The organism is Nitrosopumilus sp. Nsub, assembly GCF_001541925.1.
Taxonomy (GTDB): domain Archaea; phylum Thermoproteota; class Nitrososphaeria; order Nitrososphaerales; family Nitrosopumilaceae; genus Nitrosopumilus.
This window is the reverse complement of the sequence record NZ_LQMW01000017.1, coordinates 79,797-102,613: the sequence shown is the minus strand read 5'-3', so window position 1 is coordinate 102,613 and position 22,817 is coordinate 79,797. Positions and strand designations below refer to the sequence as shown.

The following is a 22,817-nucleotide window of genomic DNA, read 5'->3' as shown; positions in this document are numbered from 1 at the left end:
ATTTTAGATGACTGAACTAAAAATTCAGCACCTCTTAACTCTCTCTTATCTATTATCTAAAGGAGCAAAATACAATTACGTTACAATAACAACATCTGCTTTAGGAAAAAATATCAATAAATCACAACAAGCTGCATCAAAGCATTTGTTAGAATTAGAACAAAACAAATCCATCACTCGAATAATTAGTGGAAGAAATTTATCTGTAAAAATTACTGGTAAAGGTTATTCTGAGATTGTAAAATTATCCTCACTTCTCCAAAAAAGTTTAGACTCTTCACCTTCAATTGTTAATCTTCGAGGAACTTTAGTTTCAGGAATGGGTGAGGGTGCATACTATATGGGATTGAAAGGATACACAAAACAATTTAAATCTAAAATTGGATATGTTCCATTTCCTGGAACTCTAAATGTTCGTTTAGACAAAAAAATTCATCAAGAAGCAATAAAACAATTTGAAACTTTAGATGGAATTAAAATTAAAAGTTTTTCTGATGGAAAGAGAACATATGGTTGGGTCAAGTGTTTTTCTGCCAAATTAAATAATTCAATTAAATGCCAATTAATTATTCTTGAACGAACTCATCATGATGAATCTGTAATTGAATTAATCTCTAAAACATGTATACGTAAAAACACTAAATTGAAGGATGGTTCAAAAGTTTCAATAAAAATTGAAGTAAATTATTAAATTCCGTGAATTGATTCCCCGTACTCCTTTTCTATTTTAGAACTGGAGCTTTCTGGAATGGGTGATTGTAATCTGGCAACCTTTGCATCTAATTCAATTTTCTTACATCCTTCTGTAATGAATTGTTCTTGATGGACTTGATCATACCCTAATGCAATTATTTGTGGTTTTACTAAATTCACTGTCTTAAAAATATTATTTTCTTGTCCAATTAAACATAAATCCACTACTGATAATGAATTGACTAATTCTTGTCTTTGTTCTTGACTGTGTATTGGTCTTCTTTTTTTCATTTTTACTGCTGTGTTGTCTGTCGCTACAACAACAACTAATACATCTCCTAATGCATTTGCTGCATTTAATGTAGAAATATGTCCTGGGTGTATGATATCAAAAACACCTCCTGCTAATACTACTCGTAATAAACCTCTACCAATTTCAGTTAATGTTGTTTTATCTTGATTAATTAGATTTTCTCGAATTAATTTATCCATTCTTTCAGAAATCTGTTCTTCAGAGATCATTTTGTTTTCTAAAATTTTCTCTATTGGATTTTCTCCAGTAATTTGACTTACGTATATTGCTGATAAGATGTTTTTTTCAATTTGTTCCAATGTTTTTTTATCTTTTGACCTCCTCTTTAATTTATTGATAATCTTACATTTTAAATTCAAGGCCTTTTGCTAATCTTAGCGCGTCTACTAATCCATCAGCATATCCAATACTCAAAATTGCATTTTCATCTCGACCCTCGCCTAAAAATACCTCTGCATCCTTAATGTATCGTTCAGCATTATCTAAAATCACTTCAAATTCTTTTTGATTTTTGTAAAATGGTTCAACCTCTTCTAGTGCTTCTCTAACCATTGGAACATATTTTCTCATCATTTGATTTGAAATTTTTTCTGTTTTTTCAGAATTATCAAATGGTTCATCTACGCATTTTCCAAATAATTTCAAAGCATCTGATTCTGTAAAATGTAATTTACCTGGAATGATGATTGTATGTGGTGGTTTTCCAAAATCTGTTTCTTTCAAACTAGATATCTTCCCTGAAATAATTGCTTGATTTTTAAAACCAATTCTTGATGCAATAATAGCATAATTTGATTCTGTAATTACTTTTCTTGTTTGCCCTTTTTCCGTTTCTAATAATCCATTTAATGCATCTTTGGGATCTAAGAAAAAATCTTTGTCTTGATTATATTCTAACAAAAGAACCGTATGATTTCCTTCAATCAAATTTTTATAAATTACATAGTATGGTGTTGTAAGTGATTTCATTTCACTCATAATTGTTGCAATTCTTCCAATTTTGTAAAAATGTAAACCACATTCTCCAATCATAGATGTCAATGATGAAGAAGCATGGATTGAATGTGTTTGAATTTTATTTTCAATTGCCCTTGCTCTTAATTCGATATGTGTTGTTGCAATATAGGGATCTCCATATGCCAATAAAACCACGTTGTTCTCTTTTGACATTTCTAAAATTTCATTTCCATCTTCAACTAGCCATCTTTTAGCTAGTTTGAATTCCCCTTTGATTGAATTTTTAATTTTTTCCAAATCTGATTCACTAATTGGGCTAGTAAATTGCTCCAAGTACACAATATCTGCATTTGAAATTATTTCTAATCCTTCTATGGGGATGGATTCAAAACCTGATATTCCTAAACCTACAAAAGCTAACATTATTGCAATTTTTTATCATGTAGCCTTTTTAAATGCTGTAAGGAAGCCTTGAAAATTTCTATGCCTTTAAGGTATTCTTCAATTGAAACTTTTTCATCAATTGTATGTGCTTCGTGTGGATCTCCTGGACCATATGTGATTACTGGAATTTTCCATTGATTTCCTAAAACATTCATGTCTCCTGTACCTGTTTTTCGAATTAATGTTGGTCTGGATTTTTCTACTTGCATAATTCCTAGAGTAAATGCTCTAACTAATGATGAGTTATGAGCTGCTTCGAATGGTTCAGTTTCATCTAAAATTGAATAAAATGCATCTACCTCCCTTTTCTGAGAAATCTCTTTAACTAAAGTTGCAATTTTTTGTTCAATGTTTTTACAATTCATATCTACTGGAATTCTAATGTCAAAAAGAATTTCACATTCTTTTGGTGTGATGTTATGACTTGTTCCACCTTTAATTTCTGTCATTGTTGCAGTAAGTAACATTCCTTTTGTTTTACCTTCTTGATTTGCTTCTAATTTTTCTTTTAATTCTTTAACAAAAATTATTGATTCTTCAATTGCATTTTTTGAAAGCCAAGGGGCACTAGCATGTGAACTATCTGAAACACTAATTTTTAGTTTAATTGCTAACCTTCCTTTGTAAGCAATCGTTACTTGTTTGATTCCACTAGGTTCTCCAAATACTGCATAATCCATATCCATTTGTTTTTTTACAATATTTTTGATTCCTATGGCATTTCCTTCTTCATCTACAGCTCCTACGAAAGTTACTGTTCCTTGATTTTCTTTAACTGACGCTGCAGCAAATAGCATTGCCATTAATGGTGCTTTTGCATCAGATGCACCACGTCCATAAAGTGAATCTCCTTCTTTTCTAACTTTTACTTTTCCTGGAACTACATCCATGTGCCCACATAACAAAATTTTTGGTGAACCTGAACCTTTTTTTGCAATAATGTTTCCTACTTCATCAATTTGTATGTCTTCAAATCCCAAATCATCGCATTTATCTGCTAAAAATTCTGCCATTGGTCTTTCGCTAAGTGATGGTGTGTAAAGTCGAAGTGCTTTTTCCAACATTTTTGTTGTGAATTTTGGTGTTACTGTAAAATGTTCGTCCATTTTTATCGTTCTACTTTCATTGCGTAATCCAGCATTAGAGAAGGTATGTCTACATCGCATACTCTAACAGTGTTTTTGTATTCTGTTGTATTGTTAACTTCGTGAACCACTAACCCTTTTTCTTCACTTTCCATTAAATCTACGCCTACGATATCTCCCTGTACAGCTTTTTTTGCTTTGATACACATTTCTTCCATTTCTTGTGTAACTTCACATGGCTCAGCAATTCCTCCTAATGCCATGTTTGTTTTCCAATGTTCTGATTTTCTATATATTGCAGCAACTATTTTATCTCCTACCATGATTGCTCTGATGTCTCTTGGAGGTCTTTTTACAAATTCCTCTAAATAATGAATTTGATAAATTGGATACATTGTTTCCCTACTTTCAATAATTCCTTCTGCCGATTCTTTATCATTAATTTTTGAAATTAATCTTCCCCAGCTACCAACTGTTGGTTTGATAACTTTTGGATATCCATCAGTTTCTAATGCTTCAATAGCTGCATCTTTAGAGAATGCTACTGTTGCATCAGGTGTTGGAACTCCTGATTTTTTTAATAGCATGTGGGTGAATAATTTATTTCCTGCAAATACTCCTGTGTTTAAACAATTGATTACTTTGACTCCCATTCCTTCAAGAGCAGCTGTTGAATGCAAATTTCTATAGTAACTAACACATCGTTGAATAACTACTCCGTAATCTTTAGGCTTTTTTTCTAAATCTAAAGCAAGTTTTTTACAATCAACCATCTGAATGTTGATATCTTTTTTCTTACCTGCTTCTAGTAGAGCTTTTTCTTCCCAACGTATGGAATCGTAAAGAATTGTAACATCAGGATTCACTGGCCCCAATCCTCGCCAACTGTTTGAGCAGGCTTAAGATCAAAACCATCTGAACCTTTTGCTAATTCAAAACTTGCGCCACATTCGGGACATGTTACAATTTCTCCTTCAAGTGCATCACTTGGAATTGAGATATCTGCATCACATTCTTCACATTTTGACATAATTCTTCTTTATTTCTCCTCTTTATTTATCTTCAATCATCTTTTTTTCTAGTCTATCTTCAAGTGGTATTTCAATTAGATCTCCCATTCTTAGATTCTTTAGTCCTGACGCAACTGCTTTTGCACCTGTGTCATCTTTTTCTAATCCTAATAATGACATTAGATAGGCTGCACCTGTTTTTCCTGCTAATTCTCCAAAAACTATTCTTCTTCTATTTCCTACAGCTCTTGGTGGGATTGGCTCATAGGCTGCTGGATTTCTAAGAATTGCTGCAAGGTGTGTACCTGCTTTGTGTTTATATGCAGCTGAACCCACAATTGGTTTTGAATCATATGGTTTAATTTCTGTATAATCTTCAATTAATTTCGATAAATCCAATAACATATCTAATCTAAAATCATTTGGTGATTTGTACAAGTAAGTTAATGCAACTGCTACTTCTGCAAGTGGCGGAATTCCTGTTCTTTCTCCAATTCCATCAATTGTTGTATGAATTTGATCAACACCTGCATCACAAGCTGAAAATGCATTTGCAACAGCCAATCCAATATCATTATGTACGTGTGCATCTAATGGTACGTCTACTACTTCTCTAACTTTTTTTACAAAGTTAAACATTCCAATTGGACGTAAAATTCCTACAGTATCTGGCAAACTGATTCTGTCTACACCTACTTCTTCAATTGCTTTACAAACTTTAAGTAGAAATTCTGGTTCTGCTCTACTACCATCCTCTACTGTAAATCTAATTTTTAATCCATGAGATTTTGCATATTCTACAGTTTCTACAGCTCTTTCTAATGCTTCTTCTCTTGATATTCTGAGTTTGTCTTTAAGATGTATATCTGATATTCCTAAATATGCTGCACACCATTTTGCATCACAATCTAATGAAACATCTATGTCTTCTTTAAGTGCACGACCGTGAGAAACTATGTCTGCTGTTAACCCTTGTTTGATAATTGTTTTAGTTGCTTCTTGATGATCTTTTGATACTACTGGGGAAATTTCAATTTGATCCACTCCAAAATAATCTAACATCCATGCAATCTGAATTCTTTGTTTATTTGTAAATGAGACTCCTGGATGTTGTTCACCTTCTCTTAAAGTACTGTCTAACACTCTAATTTTTTTTGGATTTTTTTCATATGAATTATACATATTTGCATAGTGATTCGGATCTTTCATTACTAATTTCGTTGAACAAAATTGATGATATAAACATATTCGTACTATTTTCGTTGAAAATATTTTTAATTGATCCTAAATTAGTTTTGAATTAAATTTTTAAAACGAAACTCGTTTTACGCAACTTTTCTTAAAATAATTACAGTGTTGGTATCTACTACCCCTGAAATTTTTCTTAATGCATCAATACTATTGTTAATTTCTGCAATACTTGAACCACTCATAATTGTAGTAATGTCGTATTGTCCTGTAATTTCATAAACCGTTTTTACTCCTTCCAGTTTGGCAAGTTTTGCTGAAACTTTTGATGTGTCTGTAGCTGAATCAACTGAAACTAAAACAATTGCACTTGTAACATTGTCTTCTCCAATCTCTATGGTAAATTTACTTATCGTTTTACTATCCACTAAATTTTTTACTCTTCTTCGTACAGCTGATTCTGAAAGTTTGAGTTTTTTACCAATATCTACAAAAGATTCTCTTGAGTCTTCTTTAAGATACCCTATGATTTTTTCATCTATTTTATCCTTGTACATTTCTCTTTTCTTCCTCTCTTGTTAATACAATATCTAAAGCATGTAAAACTTTTGTTACGTCTTCTTCTTCAATCACCAACGGTGGTAATATTCTTAGTATGTTTCTTCCTGAATATAACATTAGGACACCTTCTTGAATTAAACCCATCAAAATATCTCTGACTTCAAATTTCATTTCGACACCAATCATTAACCCTTTTCCTCTTATCTCTCTAATCATCGTGTGTTTTTCTTTTAATTTTTCTAACCCTTCTCTAAAAATTTCTCCCATTTTTTTAGAATTTTCAATTAATCCATCTTCAGTAATTGTTGTAAGTGCTGCCAATCCTGCTGCACAAGATATTGGATTTCCTCCAAATGTTGATGAGTGTTCTCCTTTACTAATTGAAGATAATATGTCTGGTCGAACTAGTGTTGCGCCCATTGGTATCCCTCCTGCAATTCCCTTTGCAAGACATAGAATATCTGGAATCGTATTCCAATGTTCTCCTGCCCATAATCGACCTGTTCTTCCTAATCCTGCTTGAATTTCGTCAAAAATTAATAAAATTCCTTTTTCATCACATAGTTTTCTAACATCTTGTAAGAATCCGTCTGGAGCAACAACAATTCCACTTTCTCCTTGGATTGGTTCTAAAATTATGAATGCTGTATCTTCATCAATTACAGAGCGAAGTGATTCTATGTCTCCAAAAGATGAAAAAGATACTTTTTCAACTAAAGGTGAAAAAGATTTTCTATATTTTGGATTAAACGTTAATGATAACGCACCAAATGATTTTCCATGGTACGAACCTTTCATTGCAACCATTCCTTTTTTCCCTGTAAACTTTCTTGCAAATTTCATTGCAGCTTCAACTGCTTCTGCACCACTATTGTTCAAATGTACTTGTGTTAGACCTTCAGGGGCAATCTCAATTAATTTTTTCAAAAATTCTTCTCTTGTTTTATTGTAAAGTGAACTGTGAACTGTAATTATTTTATCAACTTGTTCTTTTATTGCATTGTTAACTCTTTGATTTTGGTGTCCTACTAGTGCAACACCATAACCTCCCATACAATCGATGTATTCTTTTCCATCAGTATCCCAAACATGGGCTTTAACTCCTTTTTCAATTGTAACTGGAAATCTCTGATACAGATTTCCCATGTGTTGATCTTCACTCATGTTCAATCACCGTACAATTATCATGTGCAATAGCTGTAGAAATAGGATTCTCTTTTTGTCCATTTGCAATAAAAGCTTGTTTTACTCCCATGTCTAGTGCTTCAGTTGACGCCAAAATCTTTTTTTCCATACCTGGACCTATTTTAGGTCTAATTTCTTTTGCTTCAGCCAATGTCAATTTTGGAACAACTTTATCCTCCATTAAAAGCCCGTCTACATTTGTAATGAATAATACTTTGTCACTTTTGACACTACCTGCAACGTATGCTGCTGCTCTGTCTCCGTCTATATTGAGAAATTCTGCCTCTTCACTAATTGCAATTGGGGAAATGACTGGTGTTAACCCTCTATCTAATAATGATCTGATAAATTCCGAATTGACATTTTTAATTTTACCTGTATATCCTCCGTCAATTGCTTGTTTTCTTCCTTTCTCATTCATTATGAGGAGTTTCTTTTTTCTGTCTGCTTCGATGACTTTAGCATCTACGCCTGACAATCCAATTGCGTTAATTCCATTTTTTTGAAGCATCTGAACGATTGTTTTGTTTATTCGACCTGACATGACCATTGTAAAAATTTCAGCAGTTTCTTTGTCTGTATATCTACTCTTAATTCCACTTGGTGATGTAACAAATTTTGGTTCTTTTCCTAATTGCTCACATACTTTTGTGACTTCTTTTCCTCCTCCATGAACTATTATGATGCCTTCTGTCTCAGCAATTTTTTTAATATCTGAAATTGTTGATTGATGTAAATCATCTACTACACTTCCGCCGATTTTAATTGTGATCATTTCTAAACAGGAGTTAACGGTGTATATCTTAATCCGCTCATTTCATCAAAACCACACATAACATTCATGTTTTGAATTGCAGAACCTGCTGCACCTTTCATTAAATTATCTGATGCTGATAATGCAATTAATCTATTATTGTCTTCATCAAAGTCAAATCCAATATCACAAAAGTTTGAACCTACTAAGAATTTTGGATCAGGGAATTTGTAAAGTCCTTTTTTATCTCTGATTAGTCTAACAAATTTTTCATCACCATAAGCTTCACGATATATTTTCCACAATTCTTTTTGCTCCATGTCTTTTTTCAAAAATGTGTGATTTGTACACAAAATTCCTCTAACAACATCTACTGCATGTGGGCTCATTGATACTTTGATTTTACTTCCTGCAATTTCACTTAATTCTTGTTCGATTTCGCCTGTGTGTCTGTGCTTTGCTGGTTTGTATGGTCTAATTACCCCTGCACGCATTGCATGTGCTGTTCCAGAACCTGAACCTGCACCCGATGAACCAATTTTTGAATCTACAATTATGTGATTTGTATCTATGAGGTCATTTTTAATTAATGGTGCAAGTGCTAGTGTTGATGTAACTGCCATGCATCCTGGACATGAGACAAGTTGTGCTTTTTTAATTTCTTCTCTATGTAGTTCTGGAACTCCAAAAACTGATTTTGGTAAATAATCTGGATGTGGATGTGTCCAGCCATACCATTTATCGTATGCTTCTTGATTATGCAATCTGTAATCTGCACTTAAGTCAATAATCTTGATTCCTCTATCGTATAATGCTTTTACAATTTCTGTTGCTGTTCCATGAGGAACTGCTGTGAATACTACATCACATTTATCAGTTAATTTATCATAATCTAATTCTGAAAAAGTTAGATCTGTGAATCCCTTTAAACTAGGTTGAACTCTATGAAGATATTCTCCTACATGTTGTCTTGAAGTTACTGTTGTGATCTCAACATCTGGGTGGTTAACTAGTAAACGAAGTGTTTCTCCACCTACATACCCTGATGCTCCTACAACTCCTACTTTCATGATAAATCACATCAAAAGTAGTATAATTTATCTTGTTATATTGAACCCTGATTGTCTAATTTTTTATTTAAATCCAGGATTTTTCTAGAAAAACTTGTTTCAATTTCATAAAATTTCTATTTTTAAAATAAATTTATAGGAAGTCTGGCAAATCTCCCCTTATGGTTGAGATAGGCCGTCCTGTAAAAGATATTGAAATTGACTCAAATACTTCGATTGAAAAAATTTTTGAGGAATTATCGCAATCTGGTGGTTTTGAATCTGTTAATCTTTCTGATGGATTAGATATTTTGACAAAAATGATTTCTGATGAAAAATGTTTGAAATTTGTTTCATTTGTAGGTGCAGTTGTTTCAACAGGATTAAGAGGAATTATCAAAGATATGATCAAAAACAAATGGTTTGATGTAGTGATTACAACCTGTGGTGCATTAGATCATGATATTGCAAAACATTTCTCAAATTATAATGAAGGTTCTTTTACAATGGATGATAATGAATTAGCAGATCAAAATATTCATCGATTAGGAAACGTATTGGTTCCAATGGATAATTATGGACCACTAATAGAAGAAAAAATGCAATCATTTCTTGAAGAAGAATACAAAAATGGAGTTAAAGAAATGTCTACTGCAGAAATTTGTAAAATGATTGGCAAACATATGGGTGAAGATTCTTTTCTTTATTGGGCATACAAAAATGATATCAGTGTAGTAGTACCTGGAATAATGGATGGTGCAGTTGGAAGTCAAATTTGGATGTTTGCACAAAATCATAGTGATTTCAAATTAAATTTAGTTGGAGATGCAAATTTACTTTCAGGTTATATTTTCAAAGCAGAAAAATCTGGAGCATTTATGATTGGTGGTGGAATTTCAAAACATCATACCTTGTGGTGGAATCAATATAGAGAAGGATTAGATTATGCATTCTATATTACAACAGCTCAAGAATTTGATGGAAGTCTTAGTGGGGCATTAGTAAGAGAAGCAATTTCATGGGGAAAGGTAACAAAAATTGCGCGTCAGGCAACATTGCATGCAGAAGTAACAACAATTCTGCCTTTCATTTATGCTGCACTATTATCAAAATTAAAAAAGAATTGAAATTGTTTCCATCTTTTTGATTTCATTCTCTTAAAAATAATAAATTATTTTTTTAATGCAACTTTTTATTCTTACATTTAGAAATTATTGTGATTGTAATGTTTCCCAAAACTATTTTGACTTCTATTCTTCTTTTTGTGATTGCTGGATTTTTAGAAATTGGTGGTGGTTATCTTGTTTGGTTATGGTTGAGAAATGATTTCAGTTGGATGTTGGGTGCATTAGGTGGATTTGTTTTATTTCTTTATGGAATAGTTCCAACCTTTCAAAAAACGCATTTTCATCGAATCTATGCTGCATATGGTGGTGTTTTTATTATAATGTCTGTTTTTTGGGGATGGTTAATTGATGGAGTACTTCCTGACCAATATGAGATAATTGGAGCAACAATTGCTGTAATTGGAATTTTGATAATTTTCTATATTCCGAGAAAAGGAGAAAAAAATGATTGATACGCTGAGTTCTTTGGGGATTTTCTTTTTTGCAGCATTACTAGAAATTACTGGTGGTTATTTGATATGGAGGTGGTTGAAGCATCATCAAGGAAAAATTTTTGGATTAGTTGGAGGGTTGATCTTATTTTCATATGGAATTGTAATGACTTTCCAACCTGAAAATTTTGGAAAAGTCTATGCTGCATACGGTGGATTTTTTGTAATATCTTCATTATTGTGGGGATATTGGATAGATAAGAAAAAACCTGATAAATTTGAAATAATTGGTTCTATCGTAGTTTTAATTGGAATTGCAGTAATGTTTTATTTTCCTAGATAATTTTATTTTTTTTAAATTTGTTTTCAGATGAATTATTTTCTGGCATAATCTAAAGCAAATTCAATCATTTCTTTTGGTATGTTTCTTTTCGCAACTTTTGCTAACCCTTTGAATTCCACTGTATTATTCACTTCGTGAACTACTATTCCCTTCTCTTCATCTTCCATCATGTCTATTCCTAAAATTCCTCCACCCATAGCTTGTGATGCTTTAATTGCCATCTCTTCCATTTCTTTTGTTATCTCACAAATTTCAGGATCTGCACCTAATGCAATATTTGTTTTAAATCCGCCTGATGATTTTCTATACATTCCTGCAATTGGTTCATCTCCTATTGTAATGATTCTGATATCTCTTGGAGGTCTTTTTACCACTTCTTGTAAATAGTAAATTCTATCATGAGGACTGTCTGTAATCTCTCTTACTTCTACAACTGCATCCATTGTATCTTTATCTTTAATTGGTATGACTCCTCTTCCCCAACTACCAATCACTGGTTTGATTACAAGAGGATAACCAACTTTTTCTAAATTTTCTGTAGCACTTTGACTTGAAAATGAAAAATATGTTTTAGGTGTTGGAATATTATTTTTTTTCAATAGTAATGTCATGAACATTTTATTTCCACAAATACTTGCAACATCAAATTTGTTCAAAACTGGAATATCTAAAAATTCTAAAGCTGATGTAAAATGAAGACCTCTGAAATAACTAACACATCTTTCTAAGACTACATCTCCTAAATCTAAATCATCTTTTTTAGTATCTGTGTTGATTTGTGTAATTTTGGCATCCAACATTTCTGCAGTATGACCTAATTCGGCGGCTTCCTTTTGGAGCATTTTTTCTTCCGTTCTCAGACGGTCAAAAACAATGCTAATTTTCGACATTACTCTCCCCAGTCTTCGCCTACACTTTCTGCTTCTTTGAGCTCGATATTTGATCCTTCTTTTTTAGAAATCTCAAAGTCAGCTCCACAATCAGGGCAGGAGACAATTTCTCCTACTGCGGCATCGTCTGGGATGTTGAGTTTTGCGTCACATTCTGGACAGTTCATGTTTTTGATTTCCTTTTCTTTTGTAATTTATTAGCTTCCGTTGACTGAATTCCCCACAATTCTACGAATCCTTTAGCTAATCTTTGGTCAAATGTCGACTCTACCCCATAAGTAGCAATATCGTGACTATACAATGAATTCTTTGATTTTCTTCCTACTACTCTCAAACTACCCTTATACATCTTTAATTTTACAGTTCCAGATACTGGTTTTTGAGATCTTTCAATAAATCCATCCAGATCTGATTTGAGTGGATCTTGCCAAAGTCCTGAATATACTAAATGTGCCCATTCATCATCAATTATTGATTTGAATTTGTTTTCATGTTTTGTATGAACCATTTTTTCTAAATCTGCATGTGCTTCAATTAAACAAGTTGCTGCAGGAGTTTCATACACTTCACGTGATTTAATTCCTACAACTCTGTCTTCAATATGATCAATTATTCCCACACCTGCTGCACCAGCTTTTTTGTTAATATATTCAATAATTTTTTGTGATTCTTTTATTTTTCCGTCCACTTCAACTGGAATTCCTTTTTCAAATTTAATTTCTAAATAAGTTGGTTTGTCTGGTAAGTCTTTTGTTTTTACCCAAATGAATGCATCATCTGGTGGTTCGTTGTATGGATCCTCTAAAACTCCTCCTTCTATTGCACGTCCCCACAAATTTTGATCAATACTAAATTTTTTAGCAACTGAATCTATTTCAATTCCATGTTTGTTGGCAAATTTTAATTCTGTATCTCTATCTAAATTTTTATCACGAATTGGTGCTATGATTGGAAGATCTGAACCAGAACGTAATGTGATGTCAAAACGTACTTGATCATTTCCTTTACCTGAACAGCCGTGTGCTAACGAAGTAACTTTTTCTTTTTTTGCAATCTCTAAAACTTTTTCTGCAATAAGTGGTCTTGCAAGAGCTGTTGCCAAACAATATTTTTTTTGATAAAGTGCATTTGCTTTAATTGCTGGAAAAATGTAATCTTTAACAAATTCTTTTTTTGCATCAATATTGTAGTGTTTTTTCACTCCGAGTTTTTTTGCTTTTGCAGCAATTTTTTTTGCATCGTCACCTTGACCTACATCAACTGTGACTGTGATTACCTCCATGTCTTGTTCTTCTTGTAAATATTTCACCACAACTGATGTATCCAGTCCTCCTGAAAATGCAAGAATTCCTTTTTGAGTCATAAAACAATATTCCCGTAGCATTTTGGAATTTATCTTTTGTGATGTGCCTCCTTTTTCATTTTTTTCAAAGAAATTACGACTAGCTTGAGCTAAAATTCGATGATTATTTAACCACCGAATATAACGCTGTTTTATGACAATCAAAATGATACTGTTTGTAGGTATTGCAGCAGTTTTACTGGGTTCAATTGGGGCAGTTGTACTGAATTCAAATGAACAATCTCAAGAAAATAATCTGAGAATTGCATACTTTCCAAATGTTGGACATGTGATCCCTATTGTAGGAATTGAAGAAGGATTCTTTTTAGAAAATTTTAATTCTGATACAAAAATTGAAAGCAGAGTTTTTGATAGCGGACCTCAGGTAATTGAATCTCTTTTTGCAAATTCTGTTGATATTGCATATGTTGGGCCGGGACCTGCAATTAATGGATTTTTAAATTCTGAAAATAAAAATATTAAAATTTTATCTGGAGCTGCAAGTGGTGGTGCAAGCTTTATTGTTCATCCAAATTCTGAAATAAATTCTGCATCCGACTTTATTGGAAAAAAAATCGCTGCACCTCAAATTGGAAATACTCAAGATGTTTCTTTACGACATTATTTGTCTGAAAATAATTTAAAACCTGCTGAAAAAGGAGGCTCTGTAATTGTTTACAACATTTCTAATCCTGATATTTACACATTATTTGTTAAAGGTGAAATTGATGGTGCATGGGTTGCAGAACCATGGGCAACAATTTTGGAAACTGAATTGGGTGGAAATAGATTGTTTTTTGAAGAAGATTTGTGGCCAAATAAACAATTTGCATCTGTATTGTTAATTGTAAATTCTAATTATGCTGAAAAAAATCCTGAAATTATCTCAAACTATCTTTTATCTCATCATCATACCGTGAACTGGATAAATGAAAATCCTATTGAAACAAGAAATATTTTTAATACTTTTTTAAAATCCCATTTAGGACAATCATTATCTGATGATGTTGTTGATATTTCCTTGTCTAATCTTGAAATTACATCTGATCCTGTGAGTGATTCTGTCTATTCTTTTGCAGAAAAAGCTGATGCTTTGGGATATTTGGGAAGAAATGGATATGATTTATCTGAAATTTTTTACACTATTGATTCAAATTCTAACTCTGGAGAGGGTACGTAGATGACCAAATTAGAGGCTAAAAATATTGTAAAATATTTCAGTCATGATTCTCATAAACTTAAAGCACTTGGAGGTGTGAATCTGAAAATTGAATCTGGTGATTTTGTATGTTTAGTTGGTCCTTCAGGATGTGGAAAATCTACCTTTTTACGAATAGTTGCAGGTTTGGAAAAACCTGATGATGGTCAAATAATATTTGATGGTCGTCCTGTAAGTGAAACTGGACCTGAAAGAATTATGGTTTTTCAAGAGGGTGCATTGTTTCCTTGGTTAAAGGTTCAAGATAATGTTGAATTTGGATTGAAAATGGCTGGTATCTCCAAAGAAGAACGTGCAAAGATTTCTCATCGATATCTTGACATGATGCAATTAACAAAGTTTGCAGATTCTTATACGTACCAACTTTCCACTGGAATGAAACAACGTGTAGCTATTGCTAGAGCTCTTGTAATGGATCCTGATGTTTTGTTAATGGATGAACCTTTTGCAGCTCTTGATGCACAAACTAGAGATTTACTATTAGTTGAAATGCAATTAATTTGGGAAAAAACAAAAAAAACTATTTTGTTTGTAACACATAATGTTGCAGAAGCAGCTGTACTTGGAACTAAAGTTGCAATCTTTAGCAACAGACCTTCAACAATTAAAAAAGAACTCACTAATGACTTTCCTAGACCTAGAACAGCTGAAGATGAATCTTTAACAAAATTCCAACAAGATATTCTAGTAGAACTACGACCTGAGGTAAAGAAAAACATAGAGTGATAATTATGGCAAAAAATTTCACCCCTCACAGAATTGCATTTTATATTGGAATAATAGTAGTGTGGCAAATTGTTGCTATGGCTGGAGTTTGGCCTGACAATATTTTCCCTTCACCTTATGAAGTCGCTGAAGATTTGTTTTATGGTGGTGCTGATGGTAGTTTGTTTTATGGTATTGCAACCAGTATGTGGAGATTAGCTATTGGATTAGCTATTGCAATTGCTGGTGGTATTGTTTTGGGAATCTTTATGGCAAGAATTGAAGTAATCAATCAAACAGTAGGTTCGCTAGTCTTGGGATTACAGTCCATTCCATCTATTGCTTGGGTACCTTTAGGCATACTTTGGTTTGGACTAACAGATGGTGGAATAATCTTTGTTACTGCAATTGGAGCAATATTTGCTGTCACAATCAATACGTATACTGGAGTCAAGAATATTGATCCTCATTTTATTGAAGCAGCCAGAAATATGGGTGCCAAAGGAACTCAATTAATCATATCTGTGCTTATCCCTGCTGCTTTCCCATACATGATTTCTGGATTTAAACAAGGTTGGGCTTTTGCATGGAGGGGGGTAATAGGAGCTGAAATTTTATTCTCATTTTTGGGATTAGGATTTTTACTTAATGCTGGACGTTCACTAAATGATGTATCTCAAGTTATTGGAATAATGGTTGTGATTATGTTAATTGGTTTGATTATTGATGGAGTTATTTTCAAACGATTAGAAACTAAAGTAATGTCTCGATGGGGATTGAGATAAATTTTATTTTTTAATTTTTAATGAAACTAAAAATGCACAAATAATAATGATTATTGCAAAATACATTACAGCAACATAATCAAACATGAATGCAATACTTCCTGCAATAACTGGTCCTATTACTGTTGAAATTGATAATGTTGAACTAAATATTCCTGTTGATGTTGAACGTGGATTGTTTTCCATTAGATGAAAGTTTCCTCCAATAAACAAAAATGCCCATGTTGCACCCACTAATGACATGAATGGCATTGCCATCCACCATTCTGTGACAAATGATAATCCTACAAAGACAAAAGTTGTACATCCAATTCCTATTTTGAATTTTGTTACATTTGAAAGATGAATTTTGCTTGCCATTACATTCATCAAAATGAACGCTGTCAGTGTGTTGGCAACATATACTACAGAAATATGATACAAATCCCCTCCCCATCTTTCAACAATCATTATTGGAAGAATTGTCCATACGGCAGCAGCACCAATATGTCTTAGTAATAATGACAAAAATAGAAATTTATTTTTTAAAATTACTAACTTTGTTGTTCCTGGCTCAATCTCTTTTTTCTGTTCTGGATTTGGAAGTTTAATTGTAAAAATTAAACCAATTACAAATGATGCTGCACTAATTAAGAAAATTAATCTAAGATCACTTGCTATTCCTGCAGCAGCTATTCCTGCTAACCATCCTAAAGCGTGAAATGAGATGACTGTTGCTGCTCTTTTTTTGTCAATATTTGCTTCGTATGTGTATGCAATCATAGCTGGAATCATTATACCACTTGCTATTCCTGCAGCAATTCTTACTAGAAATAATAATGTTAGATCATCTGCAAAATAATGTAATCCGAATGCAATGGCACATCCAATGAAACCAATTCTGATAAATTTGAGTCTAGTTCCTTTTTTATCGGAATACCTTCCAAAATAAATTTCTGATAAAATCTGTGCAAAACTAAATGATGCTATCAATAATCCAATCTCAAAAATGGAATCTGTGACTCCTTTTCCAATAATTGGCATGAATACAAAGACAATGGAAATCCCTGCATGTTGAAAAAATGTAGCAATACGAACTAAGTTGTTAACTTGTAACTTTGACATAAATATAAAAAAAATTCCATTTTGACCTAATTTCAACATACGTGTACATTTTAGTCTAGTTCCTTGCTTTATCTGAAAAGAGTTAAACTGTCCAAGTATTTTTTAAAATTATTGACTGAAAAGGAATCTTTCTTAGATGCATTAAAAAATAGAATTTTACTATTTGATGGAGCAATGGGTACTGAAATTCAAAAATATGATCCTACACCTGAAGATTTCCCAAATAATCAAGACGGATTTAATGATGGTTTAGTTTTAACTCATCCTGATTGGATAAAACAAATTCATAGAAATTATTTAGATGCCGGTGCTGATTGTATTGAAACAAATTCTTTTGGTTCTAATAAAATAAAATTGGATGAATATGGTTTTGGTGATCAAACAGTTGATTTCAATAAAAAAATTGCTCTATTAGCATCGGAAGTTTGTGATGAATATTCTGATACTACTAGATTTGTCATTGGCTCTATGGGACCAACTGGATATTTGCCAAGTTCTGACGATCCTGATTTGGGTCAAAAACCCCTTGATGAAATTCGTGAAGCTTTTGAATTACAAGCTGAAGGATTAATTCTCGGTGGTGTTGATGCATTACTAATTGAAACAAGTCAGGATATTTTAGAAGTCAAATTAGTAATTGAAGCATGTCATAATGCAATGTCTAAGACTGGAAAAAAAGTTGCGATTATTTCTAATACTACACTTGATCAATACGGAAAAATGTTACTTGGCACTAACATTCAATCTGCATATACCACTGTATCTGATATGGGAATTGATGTTTTTGGATTAAATTGTTCCACTGGACCAATTGAAATGAACCCTAGTGTTCAATGGTTGGATGAACAAAATGAACATAATCTGTTAGTAGTTCCAAATGCTGGAATGCCTGAAAATGATGGTGGTAAAGCTGTTTACAAAATGACTCCTGAAAAAATGGCAGATGCTTTAGGTGATTTTATAGATCAATTTGACAAAGTTAGAATAATTGGTGGATGTTGTGGCACAAATCCTGAACATATTCAATCATTACGTAAAATTATTGACGAAAAAGCCAGTTCTATCAAGGGTTAAGTATTTAGAAAAACTGATGTGACTTTAGAGTATGGCTATTCCAAGAGTAAGTTCTGCATTAAAAGCAGTTGATCTAAAACAAATTCCTGCACCTTTGATTATTGGTGAAAGAATTAACACTCAAGGTTCTAGAAAAGCCAAAAAATTAGTTCTTACTGATGATTTTGATGGTCTAGTCGATTTAGCACGAATTCAGGCTGAAGATGGTGCACATTGTTTGGATGTGTGTGTTGCAACAACTGAACGTTCTGATGAACGTGAATTCATGCTAACTTTGGTGAAAAAATTAAGTTTAGAAATTGATGCTCCTTTAGTTATTGATTCTACTGATCCTGATGTGATTACGTCTTCTGTAGAACAAATTCCTGGTAGGCCAATAATCAATTCTATTAATTTAGAAGGTGATGGAAGTCGATTCAAAAAACTAGCTCCTGTAATGGCAAAATATGGATTGCCTGCAATAGCATTGTGCATTGGTCCAAATGGAATGGCAAAAACTTCTCAACAAAAAGTAGATACTGCAGAATTACTTTATGAAACTGGTAAAAATTATGGATTAAAAATTGAACAATTTATTTTTGATGTGCTTACATTTACTTTAGCAACTGGTGAGGATGAATTTCTTGATGCTGGTAAAAATACTTTAGAGGGAATAAGTCTTGTAAAAGAAAAATTTCCAAATTGCTTTACTACTTTAGGATTGAGTAACATTAGTTTTGGATTGATGCCTTATGCTAGAAAAATTGTTAATTCTGTATTTTTACATCATGCAGTTAAAGTGGGATTGGATTCTGCAATAGTAAATGCTAAAGAAATTATTCCATATGGTGAGATTGATCCTAAAGAAAAAAAACTTGCTGAAGATTTAATTTTTAATACACATCCTAATGCTCTATCTGAATTAATTTCTTATTTTGAAAAGGTTGGACCTAAAACCACTGATAATGTAAAAAAAGTTGATGTTGATCCATCATGGTCTCCTGGAAAACGAGCTAATTTTAGAATTATAAATAGACTCAAAGATGGAATTCAAAATGACGTTGTTTGTGCAATTGCTGATAAACTTGGAAAAACTGATTTAATCCAAAACAATGATGGAATTTTGAGCCTAGATCTCCCTAAAGATGTAACTCATGAAGCAGCCATTAAGACCCTTAATGAGGATTTATTGCCTGCAATGAAAGAAGTGGGTGATAAGTTTGGAGCCGGTGAATTGATTCTACCATTTGTTTTAAAGTCTGCGGAGTGTATGAAAGCCTCTGTTGGAGAACTTGAAAAATATCTTGTTAAAGAAGAGGGTACCAGTAAGGGTACACTTGTTTTAGGAACAGTTTATGGTGACGTTCATGATATTGGAAAAAATCTCGTAAAAACAATTTTTCAAAATAATGGGTATTCTGTATATGATTTAGGAAAACAAGTTCCGCTTCAAAAATTTTTAGAAAAAATTGATGAAGTTAAACCTGATGCTATTGGTTTATCTGCATTACTAGTTTCAACATCTAAACAAATGCAATTTTTTGTTGAACATGCCCGAAAAAATAACATGACTGTTCCAATTCTTTGTGGCGGAGCTGCAATTAACAGTAATTACATTAATCGAATTGCTAAAGAAGGTGGAATTTATGATCCTGGAGTATTTTATTGTAACACAATGTTTGAAGGTCTAAAAACTATGGATGCTTTAATCTCTGATGATAAACCCAAACTTTTGGAAGAATGGAGAACAAAATTAGAAAATTGGAAAGAAAAATCAAATACAACTGTGGATCCTTCCACTCTTCCAAGAAGTGATATACAACCCGTAACTCCTCCTACTCCAGAAATTATTGGTCGACCAATTCGTTTAAAATTGGACCAAATCAATATGGCTGAAGTTTGGACGATGATTGATAAGAAATCTTTGTTTAAATTATCTTGGGGATTGCGTGGTAAAGCAGGTTCTGAATCTGAAGAAGAACATGAACAATTACTTACTGAATGGAAAATGAAATTATTACGTGAAAAATTAATTGAGCCTGAAATTGTCTATGGGTATTTCAAGTGCCATAATAATGGACAAAAATTATTGGTTGAAAATCCCTCTGGAGATGATGTTGAATTTGATTTTCCACGCTCAACTCGTCCAGAACATTTGTGTTTGACTGATTATTTTGGTGAAAATGATGTTGTTGCATTTCAATCTGTAACTGTTGGAACAAAGGTTGCTGATGTTCTTGAAAAATGGGATGCTGAGGATAAATATTCTGATGCATATTATCTTCATGGTATTGCTGTTGAATTAGCAGAAGCTTTAGCACAATGGATTAATGTAAAAATTAAATCTGAATTGAAATTAGATAAAGGCGGTTTAAGATATAGTTGGGGATTTCCTAGTTGCCCTGATGTTTCACAACATCATTTAGTATGGAAGTTATTACAACCTGAAAAATCTGGAATGACTATCACTGAATCTGGTCAAATTGTACCTGAACAATCAACTGCAGCAATTGTCATTCATCACCCCCATGCACAATATTTTGTTATTTAATTACCAGTTTTTTTCTAAATAATCTCTTAATCCTTTAAAATCATTTGGTGATGTAATTAGAATGTCTTTTGTAATTTTGTATGTTTCAGTTACTAATTTATGAAATTCCTTATTGTATTCTTCTAAATTTAATCCCAAAAAATCTGCTGATTTTTGATTTTTTTCAGATGGAAATAATATGATTGGAATTATTGAAAATTGTTTTAGATTATCTGAAAGATTTTGAACTTGTTGAATGTTTTGAATTACTTGCGTCATGAATCCTTTTGGATTTGCTTTAATTTTTTTTCCAATTTTTGAGAAATTTGGATTATTTGAAATTGAAAGATACAAATCAATTTTTGATTCATATTTTTTTTTCAGATTTGAAACTACTGAACTAGGAATTAAGCCTAAATCCTGAGTTTTTAATTGTGATGGATCTCCCATAAGTATCAAAATCCCTTCAATGTTTGTGGAAATACAATTTTCTACAAATTTTTCAATCTCTTCTTCTTTTTTGTCTCTAACTCTAAGGCTTACTGTAATTGGATGTTCTGGAATCTCTTTTTTCAAAATTTTCCCAATTTCTAATGGTGATACTCTTTCATGGCCTAACACATTTTCAGTTAAGTGAATTGCATCACATTTTTTTGATATTGTTTTAATTTTTTCTACAAATTTTTCAATAGAGTCATCTTTGTTAATGCCTGGTAGAATTTTAGGTGGATTTGCTTCATACCGAATTGTCATATTTTCATTTTTTCAATACTTGGTTAAAACCTTTGAATACTAAAACCCCTGTGGAATTATAGGAAAACATAATGCAATTTGATAATTTAAAATCTATTTTGTCTACTCCTATTGCTCCTGAAATGAAATCTGATGTGGATTACAAATTAGCATCTGTTCTAATTGTAATTTATGGTGAACACCCAACAATCATTATGACTGAAAAACCAAAAAGTATGAAATTTCATGCAGGTGAAATTTCATTTCCTGGTGGAAAATTTGACCAAAATGATTCCACTCTTTTAGATACTGCATTACGTGAAACAAGGGAGGAAATTGGATTGAACGTTTCAAAAAATGATGTTATTGGTCAATTAGCACCTGTACAAACACTAACAACAAAATTTCTAATTTTACCATTTGTGTCTATGTTGAAACAAATTCCTCCACTCGTAACAAATTCTGAAGTTGAGAAAATTCTTCATATCCCTTTAACTCCTTTTCTTCAAACTTTTGCAATAGATAGCGATCCTAGTCATAATTTGATGGATGAAATGTACACATTTGAGTATGAAAATCAAATTGTTTGGGGCGCTTCGGCTAGAATATTAAAACAAATTGAAAATACACTGAGATTCATTTAAAAAGAGCTCTTCGTGCCTGAAAAACTATGGCTGCACGCAAGTCCTCTCCAAGAAAAATTCGTCTGCTAAAAAAAACAAAGCAGGCTTCAGCAGTTCCAGCTTGGATTATACTAAAAACTAACAGAACTGTTAGAACTAATCCAAAACGTAGAGCTTGGAGATCAACAGATGTGGAGGTTGGATAATTGTCACAAGAATTAGAACGTGTTTATACAATTCCATTAGGTAAAGTATTACTTTCTCAATCCCAACATCGTGCAGTACGAGCTATCAATATGATTAAAGAATTTGCTCAACACCACATGAAAGTGGAAACTATCAAAATTGATGAAGAACTGTCTCATCAAATTTGGTCTAGAGGTGCTCGCAGTCCTCCAAGAAAAATTAAAGTTAGAATGAGTAAAACTGATGAAGGTTATGTTCTTGTTACTTCATTTACTGATGATGTCGAATCTGCTGTTACTCCTGAAAAAGAAACTAAAAAAGTTGAAGACAAAGTTGATAATGTTGTAGAAGAAGCACCAGCTAAAGAAGAAGCACCAGCTAAAGAAGAAGCACCAGCTAAAGAAGAAGCACCAGCTAAAGAAGAAGCACCAGCTAAAGAAGAAGCACCATCAAAGGACTAAAAATTAACTTTTTCTTAATTTAACAAAATTAGTTTTCTAAAATGAGT

Annotated in this window: 27 protein-coding genes; 12 read left to right on the top strand and 15 right to left on the bottom strand. The window is 32.5% G+C overall.

The window, feature by feature from the left end:
• Window positions 1-7: 7 nt before the first annotated feature.
• Complete coding sequence (locus tag AW732_RS03770) at window positions 8-691, top strand: DUF120 domain-containing protein (protein ID WP_067958713.1); 684 nt, start codon at window positions 8-10, stop codon at window positions 689-691.
• On the opposite strand, the gene AW732_RS03765 is transcribed toward AW732_RS03770, so the two are convergent.
• The 10 genes from AW732_RS03765 to argC all read right to left on the bottom strand — a co-directional run bounded on the left by AW732_RS03765 (window position 688) and on the right by argC (window position 9,260).
• Entirely contained in the window at window positions 688-1,305 is a 618-nt protein-coding gene (locus AW732_RS03765; RefSeq protein ID WP_067959056.1) for an adenylyltransferase/cytidyltransferase family protein, read from the bottom strand. The genes AW732_RS03770 and AW732_RS03765 overlap by 4 nt on opposite strands.
• A gap of 43 nt (window positions 1,306-1,348) precedes the next feature.
• Window positions 1,349-2,386, bottom strand: coding sequence for a diphthine synthase (gene dph5 / locus AW732_RS03760; protein ID WP_067958710.1), 1,038 nt, complete (start codon window positions 2,384-2,386; stop codon window positions 1,349-1,351).
• Window positions 2,386-3,513 (bottom strand): M20/M25/M40 family metallo-hydrolase, encoded by a 1,128-nt coding sequence (locus AW732_RS03755; protein ID WP_067958706.1) that lies wholly within the window; start codon window positions 3,511-3,513, stop codon window positions 2,386-2,388. Before AW732_RS03755 ends, dph5 begins: the two co-directional genes overlap by 1 nt.
• A gap of 2 nt (window positions 3,514-3,515) precedes the next feature.
• Window positions 3,516-4,358 carry a lysine biosynthesis protein LysX gene (gene lysX, locus AW732_RS03750; RefSeq protein ID WP_067958703.1) on the bottom strand — a complete coding sequence of 281 codons (843 nt, stop codon included), beginning with the start codon at window positions 4,356-4,358 and terminating at the stop codon, window positions 3,516-3,518.
• Window positions 4,355-4,522: an alpha-aminoadipate/glutamate carrier protein LysW gene (locus AW732_RS03745; RefSeq protein ID WP_012215677.1), complete on the bottom strand. Its 168-nt coding sequence runs from the start codon at window positions 4,520-4,522 to the stop codon at window positions 4,355-4,357. The genes lysX (AW732_RS03750) and AW732_RS03745 overlap by 4 nt, the downstream gene beginning before the upstream one ends.
• Before the next feature lie 22 nt (window positions 4,523-4,544).
• Complete coding sequence (locus tag AW732_RS03740; protein ID WP_067958701.1) at window positions 4,545-5,711, bottom strand: hypothetical protein; 1,167 nt, start codon at window positions 5,709-5,711, stop codon at window positions 4,545-4,547.
• Window positions 5,712-5,827: 116 nt separating this feature from the next.
• Entirely contained in the window at window positions 5,828-6,247 is a 420-nt protein-coding gene (locus tag AW732_RS03735; RefSeq protein WP_067958699.1) for an Lrp/AsnC family transcriptional regulator, read from the bottom strand.
• Entirely contained in the window at window positions 6,234-7,415 is a 1,182-nt protein-coding gene (locus tag AW732_RS03730; RefSeq protein ID WP_067958696.1) for an aspartate aminotransferase family protein, read from the bottom strand. Before AW732_RS03730 ends, AW732_RS03735 begins: the two co-directional genes overlap by 14 nt.
• Window positions 7,408-8,211 (bottom strand): [LysW]-aminoadipate/[LysW]-glutamate kinase, encoded by an 804-nt coding sequence (locus AW732_RS03725; protein ID WP_067958694.1) that lies wholly within the window; start codon window positions 8,209-8,211, stop codon window positions 7,408-7,410. Before AW732_RS03725 ends, AW732_RS03730 begins: the two co-directional genes overlap by 8 nt.
• Window positions 8,212-8,213: 2 nt before the next feature.
• Window positions 8,214-9,260 (bottom strand): N-acetyl-gamma-glutamyl-phosphate reductase, encoded by a 1,047-nt coding sequence (gene argC, locus AW732_RS03720; protein WP_067958690.1) that lies wholly within the window; start codon window positions 9,258-9,260, stop codon window positions 8,214-8,216.
• Window positions 9,261-9,421: 161 nt separating this feature from the next.
• On the opposite strand from argC, the gene AW732_RS03715 reads away from it, so the two are divergent.
• From AW732_RS03715 to AW732_RS03705, 3 genes are all read left to right on the top strand, one after another.
• A complete protein-coding gene (locus AW732_RS03715) occupies window positions 9,422-10,366 on the top strand; it encodes a deoxyhypusine synthase (RefSeq protein WP_067958688.1) in 945 nt (314 codons plus the stop codon).
• A gap of 98 nt (window positions 10,367-10,464) precedes the next feature.
• Entirely contained in the window at window positions 10,465-10,818 is a 354-nt protein-coding gene (locus tag AW732_RS03710) for a YnfA family protein (protein ID WP_067959053.1), read from the top strand.
• Window positions 10,811-11,140: a YnfA family protein gene (locus AW732_RS03705; protein WP_067958686.1), complete on the top strand. Its 330-nt coding sequence runs from the start codon at window positions 10,811-10,813 to the stop codon at window positions 11,138-11,140. The genes AW732_RS03710 and AW732_RS03705 overlap by 8 nt, the downstream gene beginning before the upstream one ends.
• A 32-nt stretch (window positions 11,141-11,172) precedes the next feature.
• On the opposite strand, the gene lysX (AW732_RS03700) is transcribed toward AW732_RS03705, so the two are convergent.
• The 3 genes from lysX (AW732_RS03700) to AW732_RS03690 are packed head-to-tail and all read right to left on the bottom strand — an operon-like array spanning window position 11,173 to window position 13,393.
• Window positions 11,173-12,030, bottom strand: a complete 858-nt coding sequence (gene lysX, locus AW732_RS03700) for a lysine biosynthesis protein LysX (protein ID WP_067958684.1) — start codon at window positions 12,028-12,030, stop codon at window positions 11,173-11,175.
• Entirely contained in the window at window positions 12,030-12,197 is a 168-nt protein-coding gene (locus AW732_RS03695) for an alpha-aminoadipate/glutamate carrier protein LysW (protein ID WP_067958682.1), read from the bottom strand. The genes lysX (AW732_RS03700) and AW732_RS03695 overlap by 1 nt, the downstream gene beginning before the upstream one ends.
• Entirely contained in the window at window positions 12,194-13,393 is a 1,200-nt protein-coding gene (locus AW732_RS03690) for an argininosuccinate synthase (RefSeq protein ID WP_067958680.1), read from the bottom strand. Before AW732_RS03690 ends, AW732_RS03695 begins: the two co-directional genes overlap by 4 nt.
• Window positions 13,394-13,526: 133 nt before the next feature.
• On the opposite strand from AW732_RS03690, the gene AW732_RS03685 reads away from it, so the two are divergent.
• From AW732_RS03685 to AW732_RS03675, 3 genes are read left to right on the top strand one after another with little or no spacing between them, the layout of a single operon-like run.
• Window positions 13,527-14,552, top strand: coding sequence for an ABC transporter substrate-binding protein (locus AW732_RS03685; RefSeq protein WP_067958679.1), 1,026 nt, complete (start codon window positions 13,527-13,529; stop codon window positions 14,550-14,552).
• A complete protein-coding gene (locus AW732_RS03680) occupies window positions 14,553-15,317 on the top strand; it encodes an ABC transporter ATP-binding protein (protein WP_067958677.1) in 765 nt (254 codons plus the stop codon).
• A 5-nt stretch (window positions 15,318-15,322) separates the two neighbouring features.
• On the top strand, window positions 15,323-16,081 hold the full coding sequence (locus AW732_RS03675; protein WP_067958675.1) for an ABC transporter permease: 759 nt from the start codon (window positions 15,323-15,325) through the stop codon (window positions 16,079-16,081).
• 3 nt (window positions 16,082-16,084) lie between these two features.
• Here AW732_RS03675 and AW732_RS03670 read toward each other — a convergent pair whose 3' ends face one another.
• On the bottom strand, window positions 16,085-17,185 hold the full coding sequence (locus AW732_RS03670; RefSeq protein WP_067959051.1) for an MFS transporter: 1,101 nt from the start codon (window positions 17,183-17,185) through the stop codon (window positions 16,085-16,087).
• A 111-nt stretch (window positions 17,186-17,296) separates the two neighbouring features.
• Here AW732_RS03670 and AW732_RS03665 point away from each other — a divergent pair, with 111 nt between their 5' ends.
• Window positions 17,297-18,259, top strand: a complete 963-nt coding sequence (locus tag AW732_RS03665; protein ID WP_067958666.1) for a homocysteine S-methyltransferase family protein — start codon at window positions 17,297-17,299, stop codon at window positions 18,257-18,259.
• Window positions 18,260-18,290: 31 nt separating this feature from the next.
• The gene (locus AW732_RS03660) at window positions 18,291-20,789 is read left to right on the top strand and encodes a dihydropteroate synthase (RefSeq protein WP_067958663.1); all 2,499 of its coding nucleotides are present in this window, start codon (window positions 18,291-18,293) and stop codon (window positions 20,787-20,789) included.
• Here the strand turns inward: AW732_RS03660 and AW732_RS03655 are convergent, their stop codons facing one another.
• On the bottom strand, window positions 20,790-21,521 hold the full coding sequence (locus AW732_RS03655) for a 5,10-methenyltetrahydrofolate synthetase (RefSeq protein WP_067958661.1): 732 nt from the start codon (window positions 21,519-21,521) through the stop codon (window positions 20,790-20,792).
• A gap of 71 nt (window positions 21,522-21,592) precedes the next feature.
• Here AW732_RS03655 and AW732_RS03650 point away from each other — a divergent pair, with 71 nt between their 5' ends.
• From AW732_RS03650 to AW732_RS03640, 3 genes are read left to right on the top strand one after another with little or no spacing between them, the layout of a single operon-like run.
• Entirely contained in the window at window positions 21,593-22,144 is a 552-nt protein-coding gene (locus tag AW732_RS03650; RefSeq protein WP_067958656.1) for a CoA pyrophosphatase, read from the top strand.
• A gap of 26 nt (window positions 22,145-22,170) precedes the next feature.
• Complete coding sequence (locus AW732_RS03645) at window positions 22,171-22,329, top strand: 50S ribosomal protein L39e (protein ID WP_067958654.1); 159 nt, start codon at window positions 22,171-22,173, stop codon at window positions 22,327-22,329.
• Entirely contained in the window at window positions 22,330-22,770 is a 441-nt protein-coding gene (locus AW732_RS03640; RefSeq protein ID WP_067958651.1) for a 50S ribosomal protein L31e, read from the top strand.
• Window positions 22,771-22,817: the final 47 nt, after the last annotated feature.